Annotated in this window: 15 protein-coding genes; 12 read left to right on the top strand and 3 right to left on the bottom strand. The window is 46.2% G+C overall.

The genetic code is table 11. The features are described from left to right. The first annotated feature begins 46 nt into the window (after window positions 1-46). The 6 genes from L0991_07160 to L0991_07135 are packed head-to-tail and all read left to right on the top strand — an operon-like array spanning window position 47 to window position 6,658. Entirely contained in the window at window positions 47-1,036 is a 990-nt protein-coding gene (locus L0991_07160) for a LacI family transcriptional regulator (protein ID XGB61227.1), read from the top strand. A 7-nt stretch (window positions 1,037-1,043) separates the two neighbouring features. Further along, on the top strand, window positions 1,044-2,291 hold the full coding sequence (locus L0991_07155; GenBank protein ID XGB61226.1) for an extracellular solute-binding protein: 1,248 nt from the start codon (window positions 1,044-1,046) through the stop codon (window positions 2,289-2,291). Between the two features lie 22 nt (window positions 2,292-2,313). Beyond that, a complete protein-coding gene (locus L0991_07150; GenBank protein ID XGB61225.1) occupies window positions 2,314-3,189 on the top strand; it encodes a sugar ABC transporter permease in 876 nt (291 codons plus the stop codon). Window positions 3,190-3,191: 2 nt separating this feature from the next. Next, window positions 3,192-4,013: a carbohydrate ABC transporter permease gene (locus tag L0991_07145; GenBank protein XGB61224.1), complete on the top strand. Its 822-nt coding sequence runs from the start codon at window positions 3,192-3,194 to the stop codon at window positions 4,011-4,013. Continuing rightward, window positions 4,013-4,498, top strand: a complete 486-nt coding sequence (locus L0991_07140; protein XGB61223.1) for a hypothetical protein — start codon at window positions 4,013-4,015, stop codon at window positions 4,496-4,498. The genes L0991_07145 and L0991_07140 overlap by 1 nt, the downstream gene beginning before the upstream one ends. Before the next feature lie 3 nt (window positions 4,499-4,501). Next, complete coding sequence (locus tag L0991_07135) at window positions 4,502-6,658, top strand: glycoside hydrolase family 3 C-terminal domain-containing protein (GenBank protein ID XGB61222.1); 2,157 nt, start codon at window positions 4,502-4,504, stop codon at window positions 6,656-6,658. Between the two features lie 129 nt (window positions 6,659-6,787). Here the strand turns inward: L0991_07135 and L0991_07130 are convergent, their stop codons facing one another. Then, window positions 6,788-7,372, bottom strand: coding sequence for an FMN-dependent NADH-azoreductase (locus L0991_07130; GenBank protein ID XGB61221.1), 585 nt, complete (start codon window positions 7,370-7,372; stop codon window positions 6,788-6,790). Between the two features lie 372 nt (window positions 7,373-7,744). Between L0991_07130 and hrpA the strand changes: the two genes are divergently transcribed. Next, entirely contained in the window at window positions 7,745-11,608 is a 3,864-nt protein-coding gene (gene hrpA / locus L0991_07125) for an ATP-dependent RNA helicase HrpA (GenBank protein XGB63866.1), read from the top strand. 143 nt (window positions 11,609-11,751) lie between these two features. Beyond that, entirely contained in the window at window positions 11,752-12,246 is a 495-nt protein-coding gene (locus tag L0991_07120) for a porin family protein (GenBank protein ID XGB61220.1), read from the top strand. 111 nt (window positions 12,247-12,357) lie between these two features. On the opposite strand, the gene L0991_07115 is transcribed toward L0991_07120, so the two are convergent. Next, window positions 12,358-13,110, bottom strand: a complete 753-nt coding sequence (locus L0991_07115) for a hypothetical protein (GenBank protein XGB63865.1) — start codon at window positions 13,108-13,110, stop codon at window positions 12,358-12,360. After that, window positions 13,031-13,822, bottom strand: a complete 792-nt coding sequence (locus L0991_07110) for a hypothetical protein (protein ID XGB61219.1) — start codon at window positions 13,820-13,822, stop codon at window positions 13,031-13,033. Before L0991_07110 ends, L0991_07115 begins: the two co-directional genes overlap by 80 nt. A gap of 311 nt (window positions 13,823-14,133) precedes the next feature. Between L0991_07110 and L0991_07105 the strand changes: the two genes are divergently transcribed. The 4 genes from L0991_07105 (at window position 14,134) to L0991_07090 (ending at window position 19,959) form a co-directional block, all read left to right on the top strand. After that, window positions 14,134-15,318 carry a hypothetical protein gene (locus L0991_07105; protein ID XGB61218.1) on the top strand — a complete coding sequence of 395 codons (1,185 nt, stop codon included), beginning with the start codon at window positions 14,134-14,136 and terminating at the stop codon, window positions 15,316-15,318. A gap of 370 nt (window positions 15,319-15,688) precedes the next feature. Beyond that, on the top strand, window positions 15,689-16,474 hold the full coding sequence (locus L0991_07100; GenBank protein ID XGB61217.1) for a TetR/AcrR family transcriptional regulator: 786 nt from the start codon (window positions 15,689-15,691) through the stop codon (window positions 16,472-16,474). A 171-nt stretch (window positions 16,475-16,645) separates the two neighbouring features. Next, the gene (locus L0991_07095) at window positions 16,646-19,108 is read left to right on the top strand and encodes an MMPL family transporter (protein XGB61216.1); all 2,463 of its coding nucleotides are present in this window, start codon (window positions 16,646-16,648) and stop codon (window positions 19,106-19,108) included. Between the two features lie 44 nt (window positions 19,109-19,152). After that, complete coding sequence (locus tag L0991_07090) at window positions 19,153-19,959, top strand: outer membrane lipoprotein-sorting protein (GenBank protein ID XGB61215.1); 807 nt, start codon at window positions 19,153-19,155, stop codon at window positions 19,957-19,959. Window positions 19,960-19,968: the final 9 nt, after the last annotated feature.

Below are 19,968 nucleotides of genomic sequence, written 5' to 3'. Positions count from 1 at the left end.
AAAATACAAGGTGTGAAGAGCTGGGCTCTTAAAGGAAAGAAGTGAAATGAAAGTGACTATTAAAGACGTAGCTAAAAAAGCGAATGTCTCCATCGCAACCGTTTCGTACGCAATGAATGACTGCAATCGTGTCAGTGAAAAGACGCGTCAGCATGTTCTCAATATTGCTCACGAGATGAACTATGTCGCTAACACCAATGCTAAGCAGTTGAAGCAGCGTCGTAGCTATGCTATCGGCCTGTTTCTAAACAACTGGTTTGGCCCGATATACAGCGAACTTGTCAAAGGTATCGAGAAGGTCTGTCACCAGCGTGGCTATGATGTCGTGGCTTGTAGCATGTATGGCAATGAAGACTCTACGGCTCACAAGTATATTCGAGATCGAGTTGTTGATGGCGCGGTGGTGTTAACCAATTCATTTGATACCGAGTTTCTAAAGTCGGTCGCAGGCCCAGATTTCCCTATGGTGGTTCTAGACCGAGAAATAAGTGCTCCCGGTATCTATAACATCCTTATCGACAACTTTGGTGGCGCATTCAGTGCAACCAAAGAGTTGGTGCTTAAGGGCTGCAAAGACATCTACTTCTTCACTGGGCCAGAAGACTCATACGATAGCAAGAAGCGACTGGATGGCTACATCTCAGCTTTGGGCTATTTCAATATACCAGTTAAAAACCATCATTTGATCAAAAGCGATTTCACAGAAAAGACCGCTTACAAGCAGATGAAGGAATTATTGGAGCAAGGGCGCAGACCCGACGCGGTATTTGCGGCCAACGATGAGATGGCGATCGGCATAATTCGCGCAGCGAAGCGTTTTGAAATAGACATCCCGAGTGAAATGAAGCTCGTCGGTTTCGACAATATAAGAATGGCAGAGTTAATGATTCCTAGTTTAACCACCGTTACCCATGAGAAAGAGGGGATGGGGGAGCTTGCAGCATCAACGCTTATCAATGCGCTTGATGAAAAAGCTAAAGACTCACAAGCATTAACGATTTTGCCAACGTCATTAATTTTACGTGAAACTCTGTAGGATAGTTATGAAAAAGTGGTTGATTGGATGTGTGCTTGCGCTGAGTTCGCAAGTGTCACTCGCAGATAATACCCGTATCGAAGTCATGACCCCAGTGGGTAACTACATGGACTTTGTCCGTTCTGAGTTAGTTCCTGAGTTCAAAAAAAGGTATCCCAACGTAGATGTAGTCGTATCAAACGATGAAAACTTAGAGACCCGTATGGCAGCAGGTGATGTGCCAAACCTATATGCAGGTGTGTTTGGTTACCAACCCGCGAAATACGCGAAGATGGGTAAGCTCGCTTACTTAGAGCAGTTCGAAGGATTCAATGCGATGGAGGACAGGATCGATCCTGTATTCATGCAGAAAAATTACGGTCGAAGCTATTACATCCCTTGGAATGCAACAACGACGCTGATGCTCTACAACAAAGAGCTGTTCATTGAAGCGGGTTTAGACCCAGAGAACCCACCTCAAACCTGGGACGAATTTTTACACGCGGCAGAAAAGATCAGCCAACTGCCTCCAAGAGCAGATGGCAGCCCAGTGTACGGCACCGTATTCTGGAACGAAGCACTGTCTTGGGGTAGCTGGTACTGGAGCATGCTGGCTCAGATGTACTACAACTTCAACGACGGCCAATACGGCTTGCTTAATCGTTTCGGTACCAACCCTAACTTCGATAGAGAAGAAGCGAGCCTAGCGCTGTTTTTTGAAACGATGGCGAAGGCGCAGCAGTATGCGCCACTGACCATGGAGAAGAACTTCTTCTCACGCACCATTGGTATGTGGCCACAGTTTGGCTTTGGCTGGAAAGCAAACCTAACGGAAGCAGCAGGCAAGCCGATGGTGGTGGGAGAAGATGTTGGATTAGCACCGATTCCGACGCTGAACAAAGGCGATACCTCATATTCTACACTGGATGGCCGTGCGCTGATGATCTTCAAAAACAGTGTCGAGAAAGAGCAGCTGTCCTGGGCGTTCTTAGAGCTGATGATGGAAGACGAGTTCAACCACAAGGCCAACATGGCGCTGGGTCAACTGCCAACACTGATCTCGCTAAAAGACCGACCTTACTACAACACGCCAGAAGCTAAGCCATTTGTTGAACAACTACCAAATGCAAAATTGAATGAACCTTTTGCACTGTCATCAGACATGGCTGGCGTCATTCTTGAGCAGTATTCCAAAGCGGTGGTTAAGCAAGATGTTTCTGCTGAAGAAGCGGTGGAAGCAGCGGCGAAGCAAGCTGAAAAACTCATTAACGAATAGTGTGATAGGTCTAAGTGAAACTATGAAAAAAGATAACCTCATAACCGGCTACCTGTTCCTTGCACCATGGATTGTGTACTTCGCGTTTTTTTTGATTTACCCGTTCTTCTTGTCGTTTGAGAGCAGCTTTCTAAGCGTAAATATCTTGATGCCAGAGAACACCAAGTTCATCGGTTTAACCAACTGGATTACCGTGGTAACGGACTTCTTGTTCTGGAAGTCGCTGTTCAATGTGGTGTTTAACCAAGTCATTTTTGTATCGTTGAGCTTCGTTATTGGACTGGGTTTGGCCTTGCTTCTCAATGAGATTAAGTTCTTATCGAGCATGTTCCGCACCATCATGTTCATTCCAGTGGTGACCTCGATTACCGTAGCGATGATCATTTTCGACTTCGTGTCAGGCCCTTCAGGTCCCATTCAAAATACCATGGTGGGCGCGAATCTTCTTTCAGAGCCAGTGTTCTGGAAGTTTGAAGAGTGGCTACCAATGCCTGTGATTGCGGTGTTCAGTGCATGGAAGTGGTTTGGCGTTCAAATGATCATCTTCCTTGGTGGTATCGCCAGCATCGATAAGTCTCTGTTCGAAGCTGCTGACATTGATGGTGCATCGTGGTGGCGTAAGACCAAGAAAATTACTCTGCCGATGATCATGCCGCAGATCGTGTTCGTGATGACAATGAACATCATTAATGGCCTGCAGATGTTTATCGAAGTGTTCATGAACTTCGACTTAAACGGTGGCCCTTACCAATCGGCGCTGACCCCTGTGCTCTATCTATACCAAACCGGTTTTGAGCAGATGAAGATGGGTGAAGCTTCAACCATTGGCTTAATGCTCGCTTGCGTAATTTACCTGCTGACGATGATGCAGTTAAAAATCACCAGTAAGGAAGACTAATCATGAATGCTGATAAGAAAAAGAACCTACTGATTTACGGCACACTTCTGGTTGCCACCCTTATTGTGTTGTATCCGTTCTTCTACATGGTGATCAACTCATTTAAGACCGGTCCTGAGATCATGCACAGCCCGAACAGTTTACCTAAAGAGTGGTCGTTTGCTGGTTACATCAAGGTGTTTGATTCAGTGAACTTGGGAAGAGTGTTCTTCAACACCATCTTTATCTCAGTCACTGTCACGGTACTGAACACACTGTTCTCATCGATGGTCGCGTATTCGATTGTAAAAACCAACTTACCTGGTCGCGAGTTTTGGCTGAAAGTGATTCTTGGTTCGATGATGATTCCGGCGATTTTGTTCACTATCCCAACTTACATGATGATGTATGAGTGGAACTGGATTAACACCTATCGCGTGTTGATCATTCCGGGGGCAATCAGTGCATACAACATCTTCTTGATGGTGCAGTTCATGAAGCAGATAGACAACGCCTACTTGGAAGCGGCGCGAATTGATGGCGCGAGCGAGATGCGTATCTTCTTCAAAATCATTCTGCCTATGATGCGACCAGCTCTAGCAACGGTCGGCATTCTGACCTTCATGGGAGCATGGAATGACTTTATGGGGCCACTACTTTACGTACGAGATGATTCTTTGATGACGCTGCAGCTTGCGTTGTACAACTTTAAAACTGAAGTTCCGGGAACCAACCTAGAGCAACTATGGGCGATGACCACCATGATTGCGGTTCCTGTTGTGATTGTCTTTTTCTGCCTACAGAAGAACTTCATCAAGGCATTTACTGGCGTAGGGGTTAAGTAATGAAAGTATCGACAGGATATAAATTATTAGCGCTGACCTCGGTTGTTCTAATCGCCTACGGTTCGGCTTGGTTGAAAGCCTATTCACTATCTGAAAACTACTTTGCCTACGCAGAGCAGCAATACGAGCAAGGTGAATTAGTGACTGCGTTAAAAGGGATGAACAAACTCGAGCTTAGAATTGAAGACGAGTATTTGGGCGGCTATCAACAGGTGATTGAAACTTGGCGAAACGCAACGCTTGGTCCTAAGCCAGATGCTTACTACGAGTCATTAGAAAAGCCTGTATTGATCATTGAGCAACTTAACGAACAGCAGTTGATGGAGTTCATCGAGATCTACGTTCAGCTTGATTCTAGATATGTACCAACGGCGGCCGACCAACTGCGACGCTTAGCAAAGCAGTCTGGTAATGATGCGTTATACCAAGAGATGACTGAGTTTCTAGCTGAAGCTTTCCCACGTTACAAAATGAAAGAGATCTAATCGATGACTCTATACAAAGACAGCTCAGCAAGTTACCAAACTAGGGCGCAAGATTTACTGTCTCAGATGACGCTTGCCGAAAAAGTGGGTCAGCTTTGCCAATCGCCAATGCTGGATTATGACGACAACAAGAAAGAGTACTTGATGAAAGTAGAGCAGGGTGCGTATGGCTCACGCATCCTTGCTGACACGGCGTGGGCGGGTAATGCGCCGGGTGAATCGGTTGACCCGCACCAGCTGAATGAGATCCAAAAAGTGGCGATGGAAAAAAGCCGCCTTGGGATTCCAATCATATTCGCTCGTGATGTGATTTATGGCCAAAAGACAGTGTTGCCTATTCCGCTAGCTCAAGCCTGTTCTTGGAACCTAGCATTGGTTGGAGAAGCTTACGAGTGCATTGCGGCTGAAGCGGCCTCATTGGGCATCAACTGGACCTTTGCGCCTATGCTCGACATCGTTCGAGATCCTCGCTGGGGGCGAGTGATTGAGAGCTCTGGTGAAGACCCATACTTAACCAGTCAGTTTGCAAAATCGGTGGTGAAAGGTTTTCAAGGTGATGACCCTTCACAGCCAAATAAGCTGGTGGCGTGTGCCAAACACTTTGTAGGTTATGGCGCATCAGAAGGTGGTCGTGATTACGACACGACTGAGTTGAGTGATAACACCTTACATAATGTGCACCTGCCGCCTTTTGCTACAGCAGTAAAAGCTGGTGTTGCAACCATGATGTCTGGATTTAACGACCTTGGTGGTACACCGGTAACTGGCTCTCGTCCATTGATTCGAAACTGGCTCAAAGGCGAGCATAAGTTTGATGGCATGGTTGTCAGTGATTGGGGCTCTATTTCCGATCTGGAATACTTCCAAGTTGCGAAAGACCCATCGGCTGCGGCATTAAAGGCGTTGGATGCGGGGGTGGATATGGCGATGACGCACGAAGCCTACGAAGATACCCTTGAAGAGTTGGTGAAGAACAATCCAAGCTTGCAAGAAAATCTAGATGAAGCAGTCTACCGTGTGCTGTTAACTAAGTTCCGCGCTGGGTTGTTTGAACGACCATATATCGACCCTGAACTGCATAAGAGTGTGCTGGGTCTAGAAGATCATAAGCGCAAAGCGTTAGTTCTTGCTGAAGAAAGTATGGTACTGCTTAAAAACGACGGTGATTTGCTACCTTTGAAATCGCAAGGCTTAACCATTTCTGTGATTGGCCCTCATGCTCATTCACAGAGGCAGCACCTTGGTTCTTGGTGTTTAGATGGCAATGCGGACGACGTTGCAACGATTGCCGATGGCATCCAAGCCGCAGCGCCAGAGAACACCATAATTACTGATTCAAGCGCGTTTAGTGATGACATGATGGAGTGTGCGCATCGCAGTGATGTCGTCGTACTGTGTGTCGGTGAAAGCCATCGCCGAACGGGAGAAGCACGTAATATCGCCGAGCTTGTGCTACCACCGGGTCAAGAAGAGTTGATTGAGGCTATCGGAAAAATAGGCAAACCTCTGATTGTGGTTCAGTGTACAGGTAGGCCCGTACCATCACCTAAGATTGAGCAATACGCCCAGTCACTGGTTTATGCATGGCAAAGTGGCACAGAGACAGGCAATGCGGTCGGTAACTTACTGTTTGGTCATAGTAATCCGAGTGGCAAACTCACCATGACAGTACCAAGAAGTACAGGGCAAATCCCGATGCATTACGGCCGCAAACCGATAGGTAAAATGCGAGCGTATCAAGAGTACATGCCATATAAAAATGAGCAAGATACACCACTTTACCCATTCGGTTTCGGCTTAAGCTACTCGCAGTTTGAGTATAGGAAATTGACGGCGGTGACGCCTGAAATTACAGAGAACGAGAGCCTAATTGTTGAGGTTGAAGTTGAAAACACCTCTGCGATTGCTGGGCAAGAAGTCGTTCAGTGCTATATCTCACGTATGGTTTCTTCTACAACGCGTCCTCAGAGAGAGCTGAAAGCCTTTGCTAAGTGCCTTTTAGAAGGACATGAGCGCAAAACCGTGAGACTTGAGATTGAGGCAGATGAGCTAAAATTCTACGGTAGCCAACAATGCTTTATGTACGAAGAGGGTGAAGTGGATGTGTATGTCGGTGGAAGTAGCCTAGCGACAGATAAGGTTACTGTGACTCTGAAATAACCCAAACATGCTTTAGTCAATTCACATAGAAAGCAAAACAGAAGAGCCCCCTTTAGCATACTGTACCTAAAGGGGGCTCTTATTTACATCTATCAAACCAACACTACGATTTGCTGTGTCGGCATAGTTTTACACTAGCTCAGCAAGTTTGCTTTGTGCTTCTGAGATGCCTTTTGCTGCTGCGTCTTCACCCATGTTTAGTGCTTCTGCATAAACAAATTCCACATCCGTGATGCCAACAAAACCAAGTACAGTGCGTAGGTAAGGCGTTATGCTGTCAGTTGCTGCGTCTTTATGAATGCCGCCACGAGTCGTCACTACAATCGCTTTCTTACCTTCGATGAGACCTTTCACGCCGTTCTCTGTGTATGTGAATGTCACGCCAGCACGAGCAATGAGATCAATCCAGTTTTTAAGCTGAGTCGGGATAGTGAAGTTGTACATAGGTGCAGCAATTACGAGTGTATCTGCCGCTTTAATTTCTTCGATCAGCGTATTAGATAGATCAACAATCGATTGTTGGTCTTGAGATAGGTCTTCCGTCGCGCGAAGTGCAGTCGCTACCGAGAAGTCCAACACTGGTAATGGGTTTGCAGCTAGATCGCGAACCGTCAGTTTATCTTGGTCTACATTTTTGATGAACTCTTCAACCAGTTTAGTTGATTGAGAGTAGTCGCCTAGGATGCTTGATTTTAGGGCTAATACACGAGACATAATGGGAATCCTTGAATAAGTGTTTTTGTTATGTGATGGATTATAGGCAAACTAAAAACGCTCAAAAGGCGATTTATTCGCTGAACTTATTCGAAAAAATTGAATGACTGCTAAGTGCCGCTTTCCATTATCTTGTTTTAGCCCTTATGTGCTACAATCGCGCGAGTTTATATAAGAGAAAGAATAGGACACGCTGTGACTTCGTCTCCGGAAAAAGCAGATAAAAATAACCATGTCGTGAATACCAACGCGACATCGGACTCTGCTGCTGATCAAGCTAATCAAAAAAAGCAAAACAACAAACAACAAGCACCTAAAGCAAGCGCATCTCAAAATAGCCCAGCCTCTCTTCGTAAGGCCTTAAATGAGTGCATGATGCGCGACCGCTTCCGTCTAAGTAAGCGCATTTCTGGTGCAAGCCGTATTAAGAACGAAAAATCTAAGCATGCTGTTTTCGATGAAATCGCATTAGACATTGCCCAATCGATGATGACGGCAACCCAGCGTGCTGCGCAAAAACCAACCATTGAATACCCAGAGATTCTCCCTGTTAGCCAAAAGCGCGATGATATTGCGAAAGCCATTGAAGAAAACCAAGTGGTTATCGTGGCGGGTGAAACGGGTTCGGGTAAAACCACTCAGTTACCTAAGATTTGTTCTGAGCTTGGCCGCGGCCGATTTGGCCTAATTGGTCACACTCAGCCTCGACGTCTGGCTGCGCGTTCGGTTGCGAACCGTATTGCCGAAGAGATGGAAACCCAGCTGGGTGAATTTGTTGGTTATAAGGTTCGATTCAACGACCAGATTTCTGACAACACACAAATCAAACTGATGACCGACGGTATTCTACTGGCGGAGATTCAACACGACCGTTTCTTAAACCAGTACGACACCATCATTATCGATGAAGCGCACGAACGTAGCCTGAACATCGATTTCATCATGGGTTACCTGAAAGAGTTGCTACCAAAGCGCCCAGACCTAAAAGTGATCATCACGTCGGCAACCATCGACCCAGAGCGTTTCTCTAAGCACTTCGATAATGCACCAATCATCGAAGTATCGGGCCGTACTTACCCAGTTGATACACGCTACCGCCCATTAGGTGGTGACGACAGCGATTCTGATCGTGACCAAATGGAAGGTATCTTCGAAGCAGTTGATGAGCTGTGTGATGAAGGCTTAGGCGACATCCTGATCTTTATGAACGGTGAGCGTGAAATTCGTGATACTGCGGACGCACTAAGTAAGCGTAATCTACGTGATACTGAGATTGTACCTTTGTACGCGCGCCTTTCGGCGGGTGAACAGAACCGTATCTTCCAGTCACATACTGGCCGTCGCATTGTACTGGCAACCAACGTGGCAGAAACCTCGCTAACGGTTCCGGGCATCAAGTACGTAATCGATCCAGGTACTGCGCGTATCAGCCGTTACAGCTACCGCACCAAAGTACAACGTCTACCGATTGAGCCAATTTCTCAAGCGAGTGCGAACCAGCGTAAAGGTCGTTGTGGTCGTGTTGCTGAAGGTATCTGTATTCGTCTGTACTCTGAGGAAGATTTCGAGTCACGCCCAGAGTTTACCGATCCTGAGATTCTGCGTACCAACCTAGCGTCTGTAATCCTGCAGATGACGGCACTAGGGCTAGGTGACATTCAAGCATTCCCATTTGTTGAAGCGCCGGATAAGCGCAACATTCAAGATGGTGTAAGACTGCTTGAAGAGCTGGGTGCGATTGCTTCGGGTAAACCGAGCAATAAGAACAAGAATCAAGGCGACGATACTAAGAAGCTAACGGCAATTGGTCGTAAGCTGTCTAAGCTACCGATCGACCCGCGTTTAGCGCGCATGGTTATCGAAGCGCCAAACAACCGCTGTCTACACGAAGTGATGGTTATTGCGTCTGCACTTTCAATCCAAGACCCGCGTGAGCGTCCATCAGACAAACAGCAATCGTCTGACGACAAGCACAAGCGTTTCTTCGACAAAGACTCAGACTTCATCACCTTTGTGAACCTTTGGGACTACATCAAGAAACAGCAAAAAGCGCTGTCGAGCAACCAATTCCGCAAACAGTGTAAGCAAGATTACCTGAACTACCTGCGTATTCGTGAGTGGCAAGATGTGTACTTCCAAATTCACCAAGCAATGCGTGAACTGGATACCAAGCTCAACGACGAACCGGGCAGCTACGATGGTATTCACATCTCATTGCTATCAGGTTTGCTTTCTCATATCGGTATGAAAGACCAAGAGAAGAATGAATACCAAGGTGCACGTAACGCGCGCTTCCATATCTTCCCTGCGTCTGGCCTATTTAAGAAACAGCCTAAGTGGATCATGTCTGCTGAGCTGGTGGAAACCTCAAAACTTTGGGGCCGTGTGATTGCTAAAATTCAGCCTGAGTGGATTGAACCATTAGCGAAGCACCTAATTAAACGCAGCTACAGCGAACCACACTGGTCGAAGAAACAAGCGGCGGTAATGGCACACGAAAAAGTGATGCTTTACGGAATTCCAATTGTTCCTAAACGCCTAGTGAACTATGGCGCGATTGACCCAACGATTAGCCGTGAGTTATTCGTGCGTAGTGCACTGGTTGAGGGCGAGTGGGAAACCAAGCACGCGTTCTTCAAACAGAACCGCAAACTTCTACAAGAAGTGGAAGAGCTAGAGCACAAATCACGTCGTCGTGACATCTTGATCGATGATGATGAACTGTTTGAATTCTACGACCAGCGCGTAGGCGAAGAGGTGGTTTCAGGCCGTCACTTTGATACTTGGTGGAAGAAAACCAGCAAAGAGACTCCAGAGCTGCTTAACTTCGAGAAATCGATGCTGTTCCGCGGTGATGCAAGCCACGTTACCGATTTAGATTACCCGAACTTCTGGCACCAAAATGGCCTGAAGTTAAAACTGAGCTACCAGTTTGAGCCGGGCGATGACAACGATGGTGTAACGGTACACATTCCGCTGCCTATCTTGAACCAAATCGACCAGAACGGTTTTGATTGGCAGATCCCAGGCCTGCGTCAGGAATTGGTGGTTAGCTTAATCAAATCACTACCAAAGACGTTACGACGTAACTTTGTGCCTGCGCCAAATTACGCTGATGCGTTCTTGGCTCGTGTGACACCACTTGAAGCGCCGCTACTGGATTCTCTTGAGAAAGAGCTACGCCGCATGACGGGTGTAGAAGTGGTACGAGATGATTGGAAGTTAGACCAGATTCCAGAGCACTTAAAGGTAACATTCCGTGCGGTGGATCATCGCAAACGTAAGTTGAAAGAACACAAAGACTTACATGAACTGAAAGAGAGACTGAAAGACAAAGTTCAAGAAACGCTTTCTAAAGTTGCGGATGACGATATCGAGCAGCAAAACCTACATACGTGGAGCTTTGGTGAGTTACCAAAAGTCTACCAACAGAAGCGCGGTGGCTACGATGTAAAAGCCTTCCCAGCGTTGGTGGATACCAAAGACAGCGTAGAGATCAAACTGTTCGAAACGGAGCAAGAGCAGATCTCGGCAATGAAATCTGGTCAGCGTCGTTTGATCTTGTTGAACGTGCCGTCGCCAATCAAATACTTGCACTCGAACTTGCCGAACAAATCGAAACTTGGCTTGTACTTCAACCCATACGGCAAGGTTCTCGATCTTATCGATGACTGTATCGCTTGTGGTATTGATAAGCTGATCGAAGAGAAGGGCGGTTTGGTTTGGGAACCAGAACAGTTTGAAGCACTGAAAGAACACGTACGTGCAGAGTTGGGTGACACCGTGGTTGAGATTGCTCAGCAGGTAGAAACCATTCTTACTACCGCATTCAGCATCAGCAAGAAACTGAAAGGGCGTGTTGATCTTTCTATGGCATTTGCACTTTCTGACATAAAAGCTCAGGTAGAAGGTTTGATTTTTAAGGGTTTTGCCACAGAATGTGGATGGAAACGCTTGCCAGATATCCTACGCTATATGAAGGCAATCGAACGCCGCATGGAGAAGCTGCCAATTGACCCTAACAAAGATCGTTTGCATATGATCAAAGTTGAGTCAGTAATGAATGATTACAAAGAGCTGCTGAATAAAATTCCAAAAGGGATCGCGGTTCCAGAAAACGTAAAAGAGGTGCGTTGGATGATTGAAGAGCTTCGTGTAAGCTTCTTCGCACAGCAACTCGGTACGCCTTATCCAGTGTCAGATAAGCGTGTTAAAAACGCAATCGACGCTTGCTAAAGGAATAATGCTAGACGCAATGGCAAGGTTTGGGTATAAATCTTGCTTATTGCATTACTAATTGAATAGTTATTACATACAGGGCGACTTGGTGGCAATTTATTACCACTCAAGGCCTGCCACTAGGACGAAAAAGGTCGAATATGAAAAAAACGTTATTGGCACTAGCACTGCTAGGTGCATCTTCAACAGCAATGGCTGATTCTTGGTTGTACGGCGGTGTAATGGGTGGTCAAAACTCATTCGCAGGCGAAGATGAAAACGCAGTGGGCATCCACGTAGGTACAGGTATCCTGCCACTTATCGGTGTTGAAGCGGGTTACTGGGATCTAGGTTCTTTCGACAACGTTAGCTACGGCAACCGTGCTGCACAAAACGTTGACGTAAGCACAGCTTACCTAGCAATCAAACCAAGCATCGACTTCGGTCCTCTTCACGTATACGCGAAGGGTGGTCTTCACTCTTACGAAGTGAAAGGCGATAGCTTCAAGCAAGACGACGTTGATATCATGTACGCTGTAGGCGCTGAATACTTCATCTTTGGTCCACTATCTGTAGGCGCTAGCTACCAAAACTTCAAAATGAAAGATGACGACGCAGGCGTTTTCTCTCTGAACGCAACTATCCACCTACTGTAATTAGTCGGTCTTAGTCGCTAAAGAGTTCGTAAGAATTCATAAAAAATGCCAGCTTAATTGCTGGCATTTTTGTATCTATTCAATGTGTTTTTCACACTAGAAAGCGGGAGGCTACTTTTTGCTGTCGAGAATCTGTTGGATTCTTGGATTCAGCGCTTTACCGTGTTTGCTTTCGTACTCTTCACGCTTCAAATCATTCAAGTTCTTCACTGAGTTAGCAGCAAGTAGGAATTGTGGTAATTCCGTTTCAAGCATACCTTTCTCATCTAAACGTTTTGCTTCCAAGTAGTACTTCTTAAACAGACCATCAAGCTTGTTTTCCGCAGTGCGTTTCAAGTCATACAGCTTGTTTTGAATCAGCCATTTCTCAATCTTGTTCGCAGCGGTGCGAGACAATACTCGAATACGGCTATCCAACAGCTCTTCTTCTGTCAGAGAGTCTTTCAGAATCCAAAGCTCACCCATTTGCGGTGGCCAGCTGTTGCCTAGCTGAATACGCTCATGACAGTGCATAAGTACGCGGTTAAGGCCGTCAGAATCGACAGAGTTAGCAAACTCAATGAACTTACCACTTGGCTCACTACCGTACTGGTATTCCCACTGAGTCTCGTACACGCTCAAGAAAGAGCCGAACACATGGATACACCAGTCTGTTAGCTCAAGTTCTGGTGGATCTTGGTCAACCACAGGTACTTGTTGATTTGAGCCAGTGTCTGATTCAACAACAGGTACGGATGGCGACGAAACTGCCGGTAAAACTTCTGGAACGACTGTAGGTGCAGGATCAGAAGGTTGGCTTTTTGCCTTTTTGAATGAGCTGCTGCCTGAAGCGTTCAGATGGGCTAAGCTTTTGTCGATACCCATTTCCTTGAGCTTGTCCTGCATTTCCTGAATATTGAGAGGTCTTCTGCTGTTGTTGTCTTTCATTTTGCTTCTCGTTAACTAACCAGTACTGCAACTTAGATTCGATGCGAGAGATTGGCATGAGTTCATTGGCTTTGGCTTTATACCAGAGGACAAATTTTTTCCATATTAAGCTATGGTCACCAGCAAGGCCGGAGAATTTGAACGCACGTTCTGCCCATGTTGGAATGATCTCTTCATCCAAATCATGAGTGGAAACCGTGTTGCTGGTCATTGAGCCTCGACTTTGTGGGCGAGGGGCATGCTGCATGTTTTGCATTGGTGCCGGAGCAGGCTGAAACTTAGGTGCAGGTGCAGGTGCAGGTGCAGGTGCAGGTGCAGGTGCCGTAGAGTAGACCGGAATACTATTGACCGGTTGAGCCTCAACGGGTGCAGCAGCTTGCTCTTGCTCAATGAGCAGTTTGAATACGTGGATCTCTTTTTGATCTCGATAGTCTACTTTTACCTTATCGAGAATACCTTGGTCGACTAGGCACTTCAGGCAGTCGGCTAAACCAAACGTAGAGAGAGCACAAAGCTGACTTGCCGATTGCAGGCACACATTGGTGTAACCGGATTCATCCGCACCGTCTGCAAGCATCAATAAAACAAGCTTTTCTGCTGGGCTAGAAGTATTCACTTGCCAAGCTAAATAAGAATATTTGGCGCTCAATATCGTGTTCTCAAAAAAGGTAGGTCGTTGACTCTATTGTAAGTCACCCCTTACTGAATTTATAGCAACTTAGCAGAAAACCACATCAGTGAGACAAATATTAACCATAAGGAGAGGTTTGCCCCATAAAGGCAGCATGACCCGCCAATTTTTTCGTAGCACGCTCGCATAATTGCTATGTTCAAATGAGCACGTTTAGGGATTCTTGTTAAAACAGCACACCCAGTTTGCTCAACCGTTTACGCTTAGACGCCAAGCTAGCCCAAAAGCGAACAATCAACTCAAGGATGGACACGACAGAAGGAGACTGTATGCCAACCAGTGTGGAATTCACCATGATGCCGGAAAACGGCACCTCGTTTACCAAAACAGAGTGGGAATTGAAGAAAGAAGAAATCAAAAAACGCAAGCCAGAAGTTCTCAAGCATATCGAGAAATCGACTCATATGTCTCAAGGCTTTCGTTTGGTCAACAACAAAGCCTATCAACAAGCCTTAGCGGAATTGAAAGCCAGCCTACAAGGCCAATCCTTTCGTAATACAGAGCAGGGTAAAGTCGCCCAGTTGATGTATTCGATTTTAACCGATGACAATGCCTTCAAAACTTACCTTAGCGAAGAGATGCAGGGCAATGTGGTTACCTCACCCAATGGCACCTCCAAGATCATGTCGAAAGGGGCGAGTTTTAAAGCCAAGAACCAACTGGCGAATGCACACCTTAAACGCAAGCAACTGTTCATGATGTATCGCGAGATCATCCAAGCACAAGAAGAGCTGAAAGAGTTCTCTAAACACGTTGTTTCTCTGTTCAATGGCAAGCTCTCGGTTCCACCAGGAGCGTATGGCGGCATTAAAAGCTTCAATGGTGCACTGGATAAAATTACCAACCGTAACCCGCTAGATGATATCGGAGACCTAAAAGACTGCGCACGTATGACGATAGAGTTCGAGAGTGTGCGAGCGATGTCAGCGGCAAAGGTATTCATATCGAGAACTAAAGAGTTCAAAGATCTCCAGCACTACCAGTCAGCCTTGAAAGATCGTTATGGCCTCGGCTCGAAATTATCAGGGCTAAGCCAGTTCAATAAAAAAGCGCAAGGCTCGGGCTATAAAGACATCAAGTTCTTCTTGAAGATGAAGAACGGCATCATCGGAGAGTTACAGCTCAACATCTCAGGCATGTTGGTCGCCAAAGAGAAAGAACACGTCATTTATGACATTTTGCGTGATGCCAAAGAGGGGGCTAAAACCTTCACCATCGTCAACAAAGATGTGTTGGACAAAGTAAAACACCACATGAACCCGGATTGGTTTCAGTTTATCGATACTCGGATTCCGAGCGTGAGACCACAGTTGATAATAGTTCGACAGATGTTGAGCCGTTTGAATGGCAGTAGCGTGTCGTCGTTAACCGTCAGTGAAACTGAAACCGAAGCGTTGAAGACCATTAGTTTGGCGCTGTACGCCCAGGGCGAAAATGGTAAAGCCCTGTTGTAACAGAATTAGCAACAAGCACTAGTAACAAGCGTTAGCAATAAGAATTGGTGGGAGTGGGACTGTTCAATTCATGAGTGCCCATCAATCAGTATGAAACCTTTCAAGCCAGCAATTCGGATAGTTGCTGGCTTTTTATTGCCACTAAGTTAGCTATTGATGATTTACGTATCTATTCACAAAGCATATTAAATTTATAAAACACCTTGATATGATCAATAAATGAGCTATTATGACGATAAGTCAAAAATGACGAAGCGTCACAAAATGGTTAACTACATGAATTTACTATTCGTGTTAATATTGGATAGGAGTGTTTTAAATACTGGCTAAGCTTAGATAATGGCTAAGCTCAAATACGGACTGAGAAATTATGTTTGGCTTTGGTTGTAAAGGCGATAAACAAGGTATCTTTGGTTGCAAAGGCGTGTTGTCTAAAAAGCAGCAGTCTATTGCAGACCGAGAAGTAGAGTTGATGTTGTTGGCGAAAGATCTGGTTCGAGAACAAGGGTTCGGAAACCTAACGATGGACAAGCTAACGGCTGCGAGCTCTTATTCTAAAGGGACAATCTACAATCACTTTTGCAGCAAAGAAGACGTCGTTTTAGCGTTATGTATTCACTCTCTTAAAACAGAAGCAATGATGTTTGCTCGTTCTGGAGAGTTTGAAGGCAACACGCGTGAAAAGATCGTCGCACTGCATGTTGCTTACCGAATCTATGCTCGCATGGAACCGGTACTCTCAACCTGTGCGATCATGGCTAAAAGCCCGTGGGTACTAGAGAAAGCGTCTAGTGCACGCGTCGCCGAGATGAATGAACTGGAAGAGTTGGTGATTGAACAATGCGACTCTATGGTTAACCAAGCGGTAGAAGCGGGTGACCTAAAGTTCTCTTCTGGTGTTGGTTCTGATGCCATCGTTTTTGCTAACTGGTCAATTGCATTTGGTTCAAATGCTTTGTCACAGAATGCATCAAACAGTCATTGTATTAAGCGGTTACAAGACCCGTATTCAGTATTACACAACGCGAACATGATTCTAGACGGCCTCAATTGGCAACCCCTCTCTAGCGATTGGGATTACCGCAAAACTTGGCGTCGTGTAGAACAAGAACTGTTCAGTGAAGAGATCGCTTACTTAGAGTCTGTAGGTCGATAGCTTCCATTAAGCCCACATATGTGGGTTTATTAATAACCATTTTTGACGATTCGTCACAAACTTGAGATTGACCGACTGTGGTTGCTGTTTTCTTGAGTTTTTGACTAAGCATTGTGTCTTTTGTCAGCTTCGGCTGGCTTTTTATGACACAAATATGACGAATCGTCACAAATGGAGACTGTGATGAAACATGACAGCCAGAAGCCCACGTTCGATCAGCAAAACCGAGATAACCCTAATGCCGATAGTGCAAACGCAGATCTAAACAGTTGGCATTCAATACCTACCAAGCGATCGTTTATCGTTCTGCTGGTGGTGTTTTCAATCATCATTCTCTCTGCATTAGGGGCTAAGAGCCTCTACTTTAGAGGGGACTACAACATCTTCTTCGAAGGCACCAACAAGCAGTTGATGGCGTTCGATGAAATCCAAACCACCTTTGCAAAAACCGACAACCTTGCGATTGTTGTCGCACCTGAAGATGGCAATGTCTTCACCCCAGAAACTCTCACATTAATTCAAAACCTCACGGTTGATGCGTGGCAGATCCCGTATTCAAGCCGTGTGGATTCCCTTGCTAATTATCAGCACACCGAAGCCATTGAAGATGATCTTTTGGTGGAAGACCTGCTGTACGAAGAATACGAACACACACCAGAGCGCATCGCCAAAGTAAAACAGATCGCCCTTAACGAACCGTTGCTTAAGAATGCCTTGGTGTCGGCCTCTGGCGATGTGACGATTGTTAACGTAACCGTGCAGCTACCAGAAGTGGATAAGACCGCAGAAGTGCAAGAGGTGATTGCGGCAATCAATGCCATGATCGGTAAGTACCAAGCTCAGTATCCAAATGTCGAGTTCCATAAAGCGGGCATCATTGCCATGAACAATGCGTTTATGACTTCAGCTCAAGAGGACAGCTCAACGCTCGTTCCCTTAATGCTGTTGGTGGTGCTGGTGTTCCTGACCTTTATGCTGCGCTCGTTCTTTAGTGTCGTGGCGACGCTTATTGTGATTATCGCTTCAATTGTTGCCACCATGGGTTTATCCGGTTGGGCAGGGATGTTCCTCAGCACCGCGACGGTTAATGTTCCAACCTTGGTATTAACTCTTGCTGTCGCCGATTGTGTTCACGTGATTGTGACCATGAGACAAGCGATGCAACGCGGAATGGAGAAAGCACAAGCCATTCAATACAGCATCAAGCTCAATGCGATGCCGATTCTGATCACCTCAGTGACCACTGCGATTGGTTTCTTGATGATGAATATGTCGGACTCTCCAGTGCTCCGTGATTTCGGTAACTTATCGGCACTGGGTGTGCTCATCGCGTGCTTCTTGTCAGTGACTATGTTGCCTGCGTTGCTAAAACTGCTGCCAGTCAAACGCCTGCCTGCCAATCCTAAAGCGGAAGACCAAGTCACTTTTATGGATAAGCTGGGCGATTTTGTCGTCACCAACCGTAAAGCATTGCTGCCGATTTCAACTCTGGTAATTGTTGGCGCTGCCGCGTTAATTCCACTCAACAAAGTGAACGATGAATCGGTGAAGTATTTCGATACCTCAAGCGAATTTAGACAAGCCGCCGACTTCATGGAAGAGACCGTAAGCGGCATGACCACCATCAGCATTGCTGTTAAGACTAACGAGTCTCAAGCGATTGCCGATCCTGTATTTTTGCAAGCGATTGGTGACTTTACTGAGTGGCTACGCGTTCAACCAGAAACCGACCACGTGGCAACGCTTTCCGATGTTTACATGCGCTTGAACAAGAACATGCATGGCGACGATGAAAGCTACTACAAGCTGCCGCTTAACCGTGAACTTGCTGCGCAATACCTGCTGCTTTATGAGATGTCTCTACCTTATGGCTTGGACTTGAACAACCAGATCAACGTCGATAAGTCATCGATCAAAATGGTACTTACCGTCGACAATCTCGGTAGCGTTGAGCTAGTCGAACTCGAAGAGCGCATTTACTCATGGTTTGCAGCCAATGCACCTCAGTATGAAGTGGTCGCGTCGAGCCCATCACTGATGTTTGCTCACATTGGCGAAACCAACATGGCGAGCATGTTATCGACTCTGCCTATCACCTTAGTACTTATCTCTGGCTTGATGATCTTTGCGTTGCGCTCAGTTCGCTTAGGCATGATCAGTCTAGTGCCAAACATTGCGCCTGCGATTATTGGCTTTGGTTTGTGGGCGCTTATCTCTGGTGAAATCAACCTTGGTTTGTCCGTGGTGGTAACGCTCACTCTGGGTATTGTGGTTGATGATGCGGTGCACTTCTTAAGTAAATACCAGCGCGCAAGAATCGAAGGGAAATCAGCGGAAGAAGCGGTTCGATACGCTTTCCACACGGTTGGACGCGCATTGTGGATCACCACTGTGGTACTCGTGGCTGGTTTCTCTGTACTGGCAATGTCGAGCTTCAGACTCAACTCCGACATGGGCTTACTCAGCGCGATTGTGATTTTCATTGCGTTGGTGGTCGACTTCATCTTGCTACCAAGCCTACTGATGATCTTCGACAAACAGACCCACTATTCAGTTAAACCTCAGCACGAATCAAAGCCTGACACCAAGTCGCAGCCTAGCCCAACAGCCGAACTGACTACATCGACCAAATAAGGAAACGTCAGCCTGCTGCGGTGGGCTGACTCAAGGAGATATTTATGAAAAGCGTTAAACAATCATTCGTTACTACATTACTTACTGTTAGCTCGTTGACTGTGAGCACATTCGCCGCTTTCTCAGCGTTAGCAGACCCAGCGAAAGGCTTAGAAATCGCCGAGCAACGTAAAGCGGTCGATGTCGGGTGGGGCGATTCTGTCGCGACTATGGAAATGCTACTTCGCAATAAACAAGGCGAAAGCAGCACACGCCTGATGCGATTGAAATCTTTGGAAGTCGATAACGATGGCGATAAAGGCTTAACCATTTTTGATGAGCCGCGCGATGTAAAAGGCACGGCTTTCCTAAACCATTCGCACATCACCAAATCCGATGACCAGTGGTTGTATCTGCCTGCACTTAAGCGTGTGAAACGCATCTCTTCACGCAACAAATCGGGCCCGTTTATGGGCAGTGAATTTGCGTATGAAGACTTAAGCTCGTTTGAGCTAGAAAAGTACACCTTCAACTACATTGAAGACGCGAAACTGGAAGGCGTAGACACCTTTGTTTTAGAGCAAGTACCGACCGACAAAAACTCTGGCTACACCATGCAGAAAGTATGGCTAGACCAACAGCACTACCGCCCAATGAAAGTCGAGTTTTACGACCGCAAAGGCGCACTGTTGAAGACGCTATCGTTCCAAGATTACAAACAATACCTAAACCAATACTGGCGCGCACACACCATGGCGATGCAAAACCATCAAACAGGCAAAAGCACCGTATTAACCACGACAGATTTAGTGTTCCAGACCGGTCTTAAAGACAAGGATTTCCAAAAAAACACACTAAAACGTGCGAAATAAGGCAGGAAT

Source organism: Vibrio chagasii (assembly GCA_041879415.1).
Classification (GTDB): domain Bacteria; phylum Pseudomonadota; class Gammaproteobacteria; order Enterobacterales; family Vibrionaceae; genus Vibrio.
The sequence above is the reverse complement of the archived record's forward strand: the minus strand, read 5'-3'. Positions and strand labels throughout refer to the sequence as shown.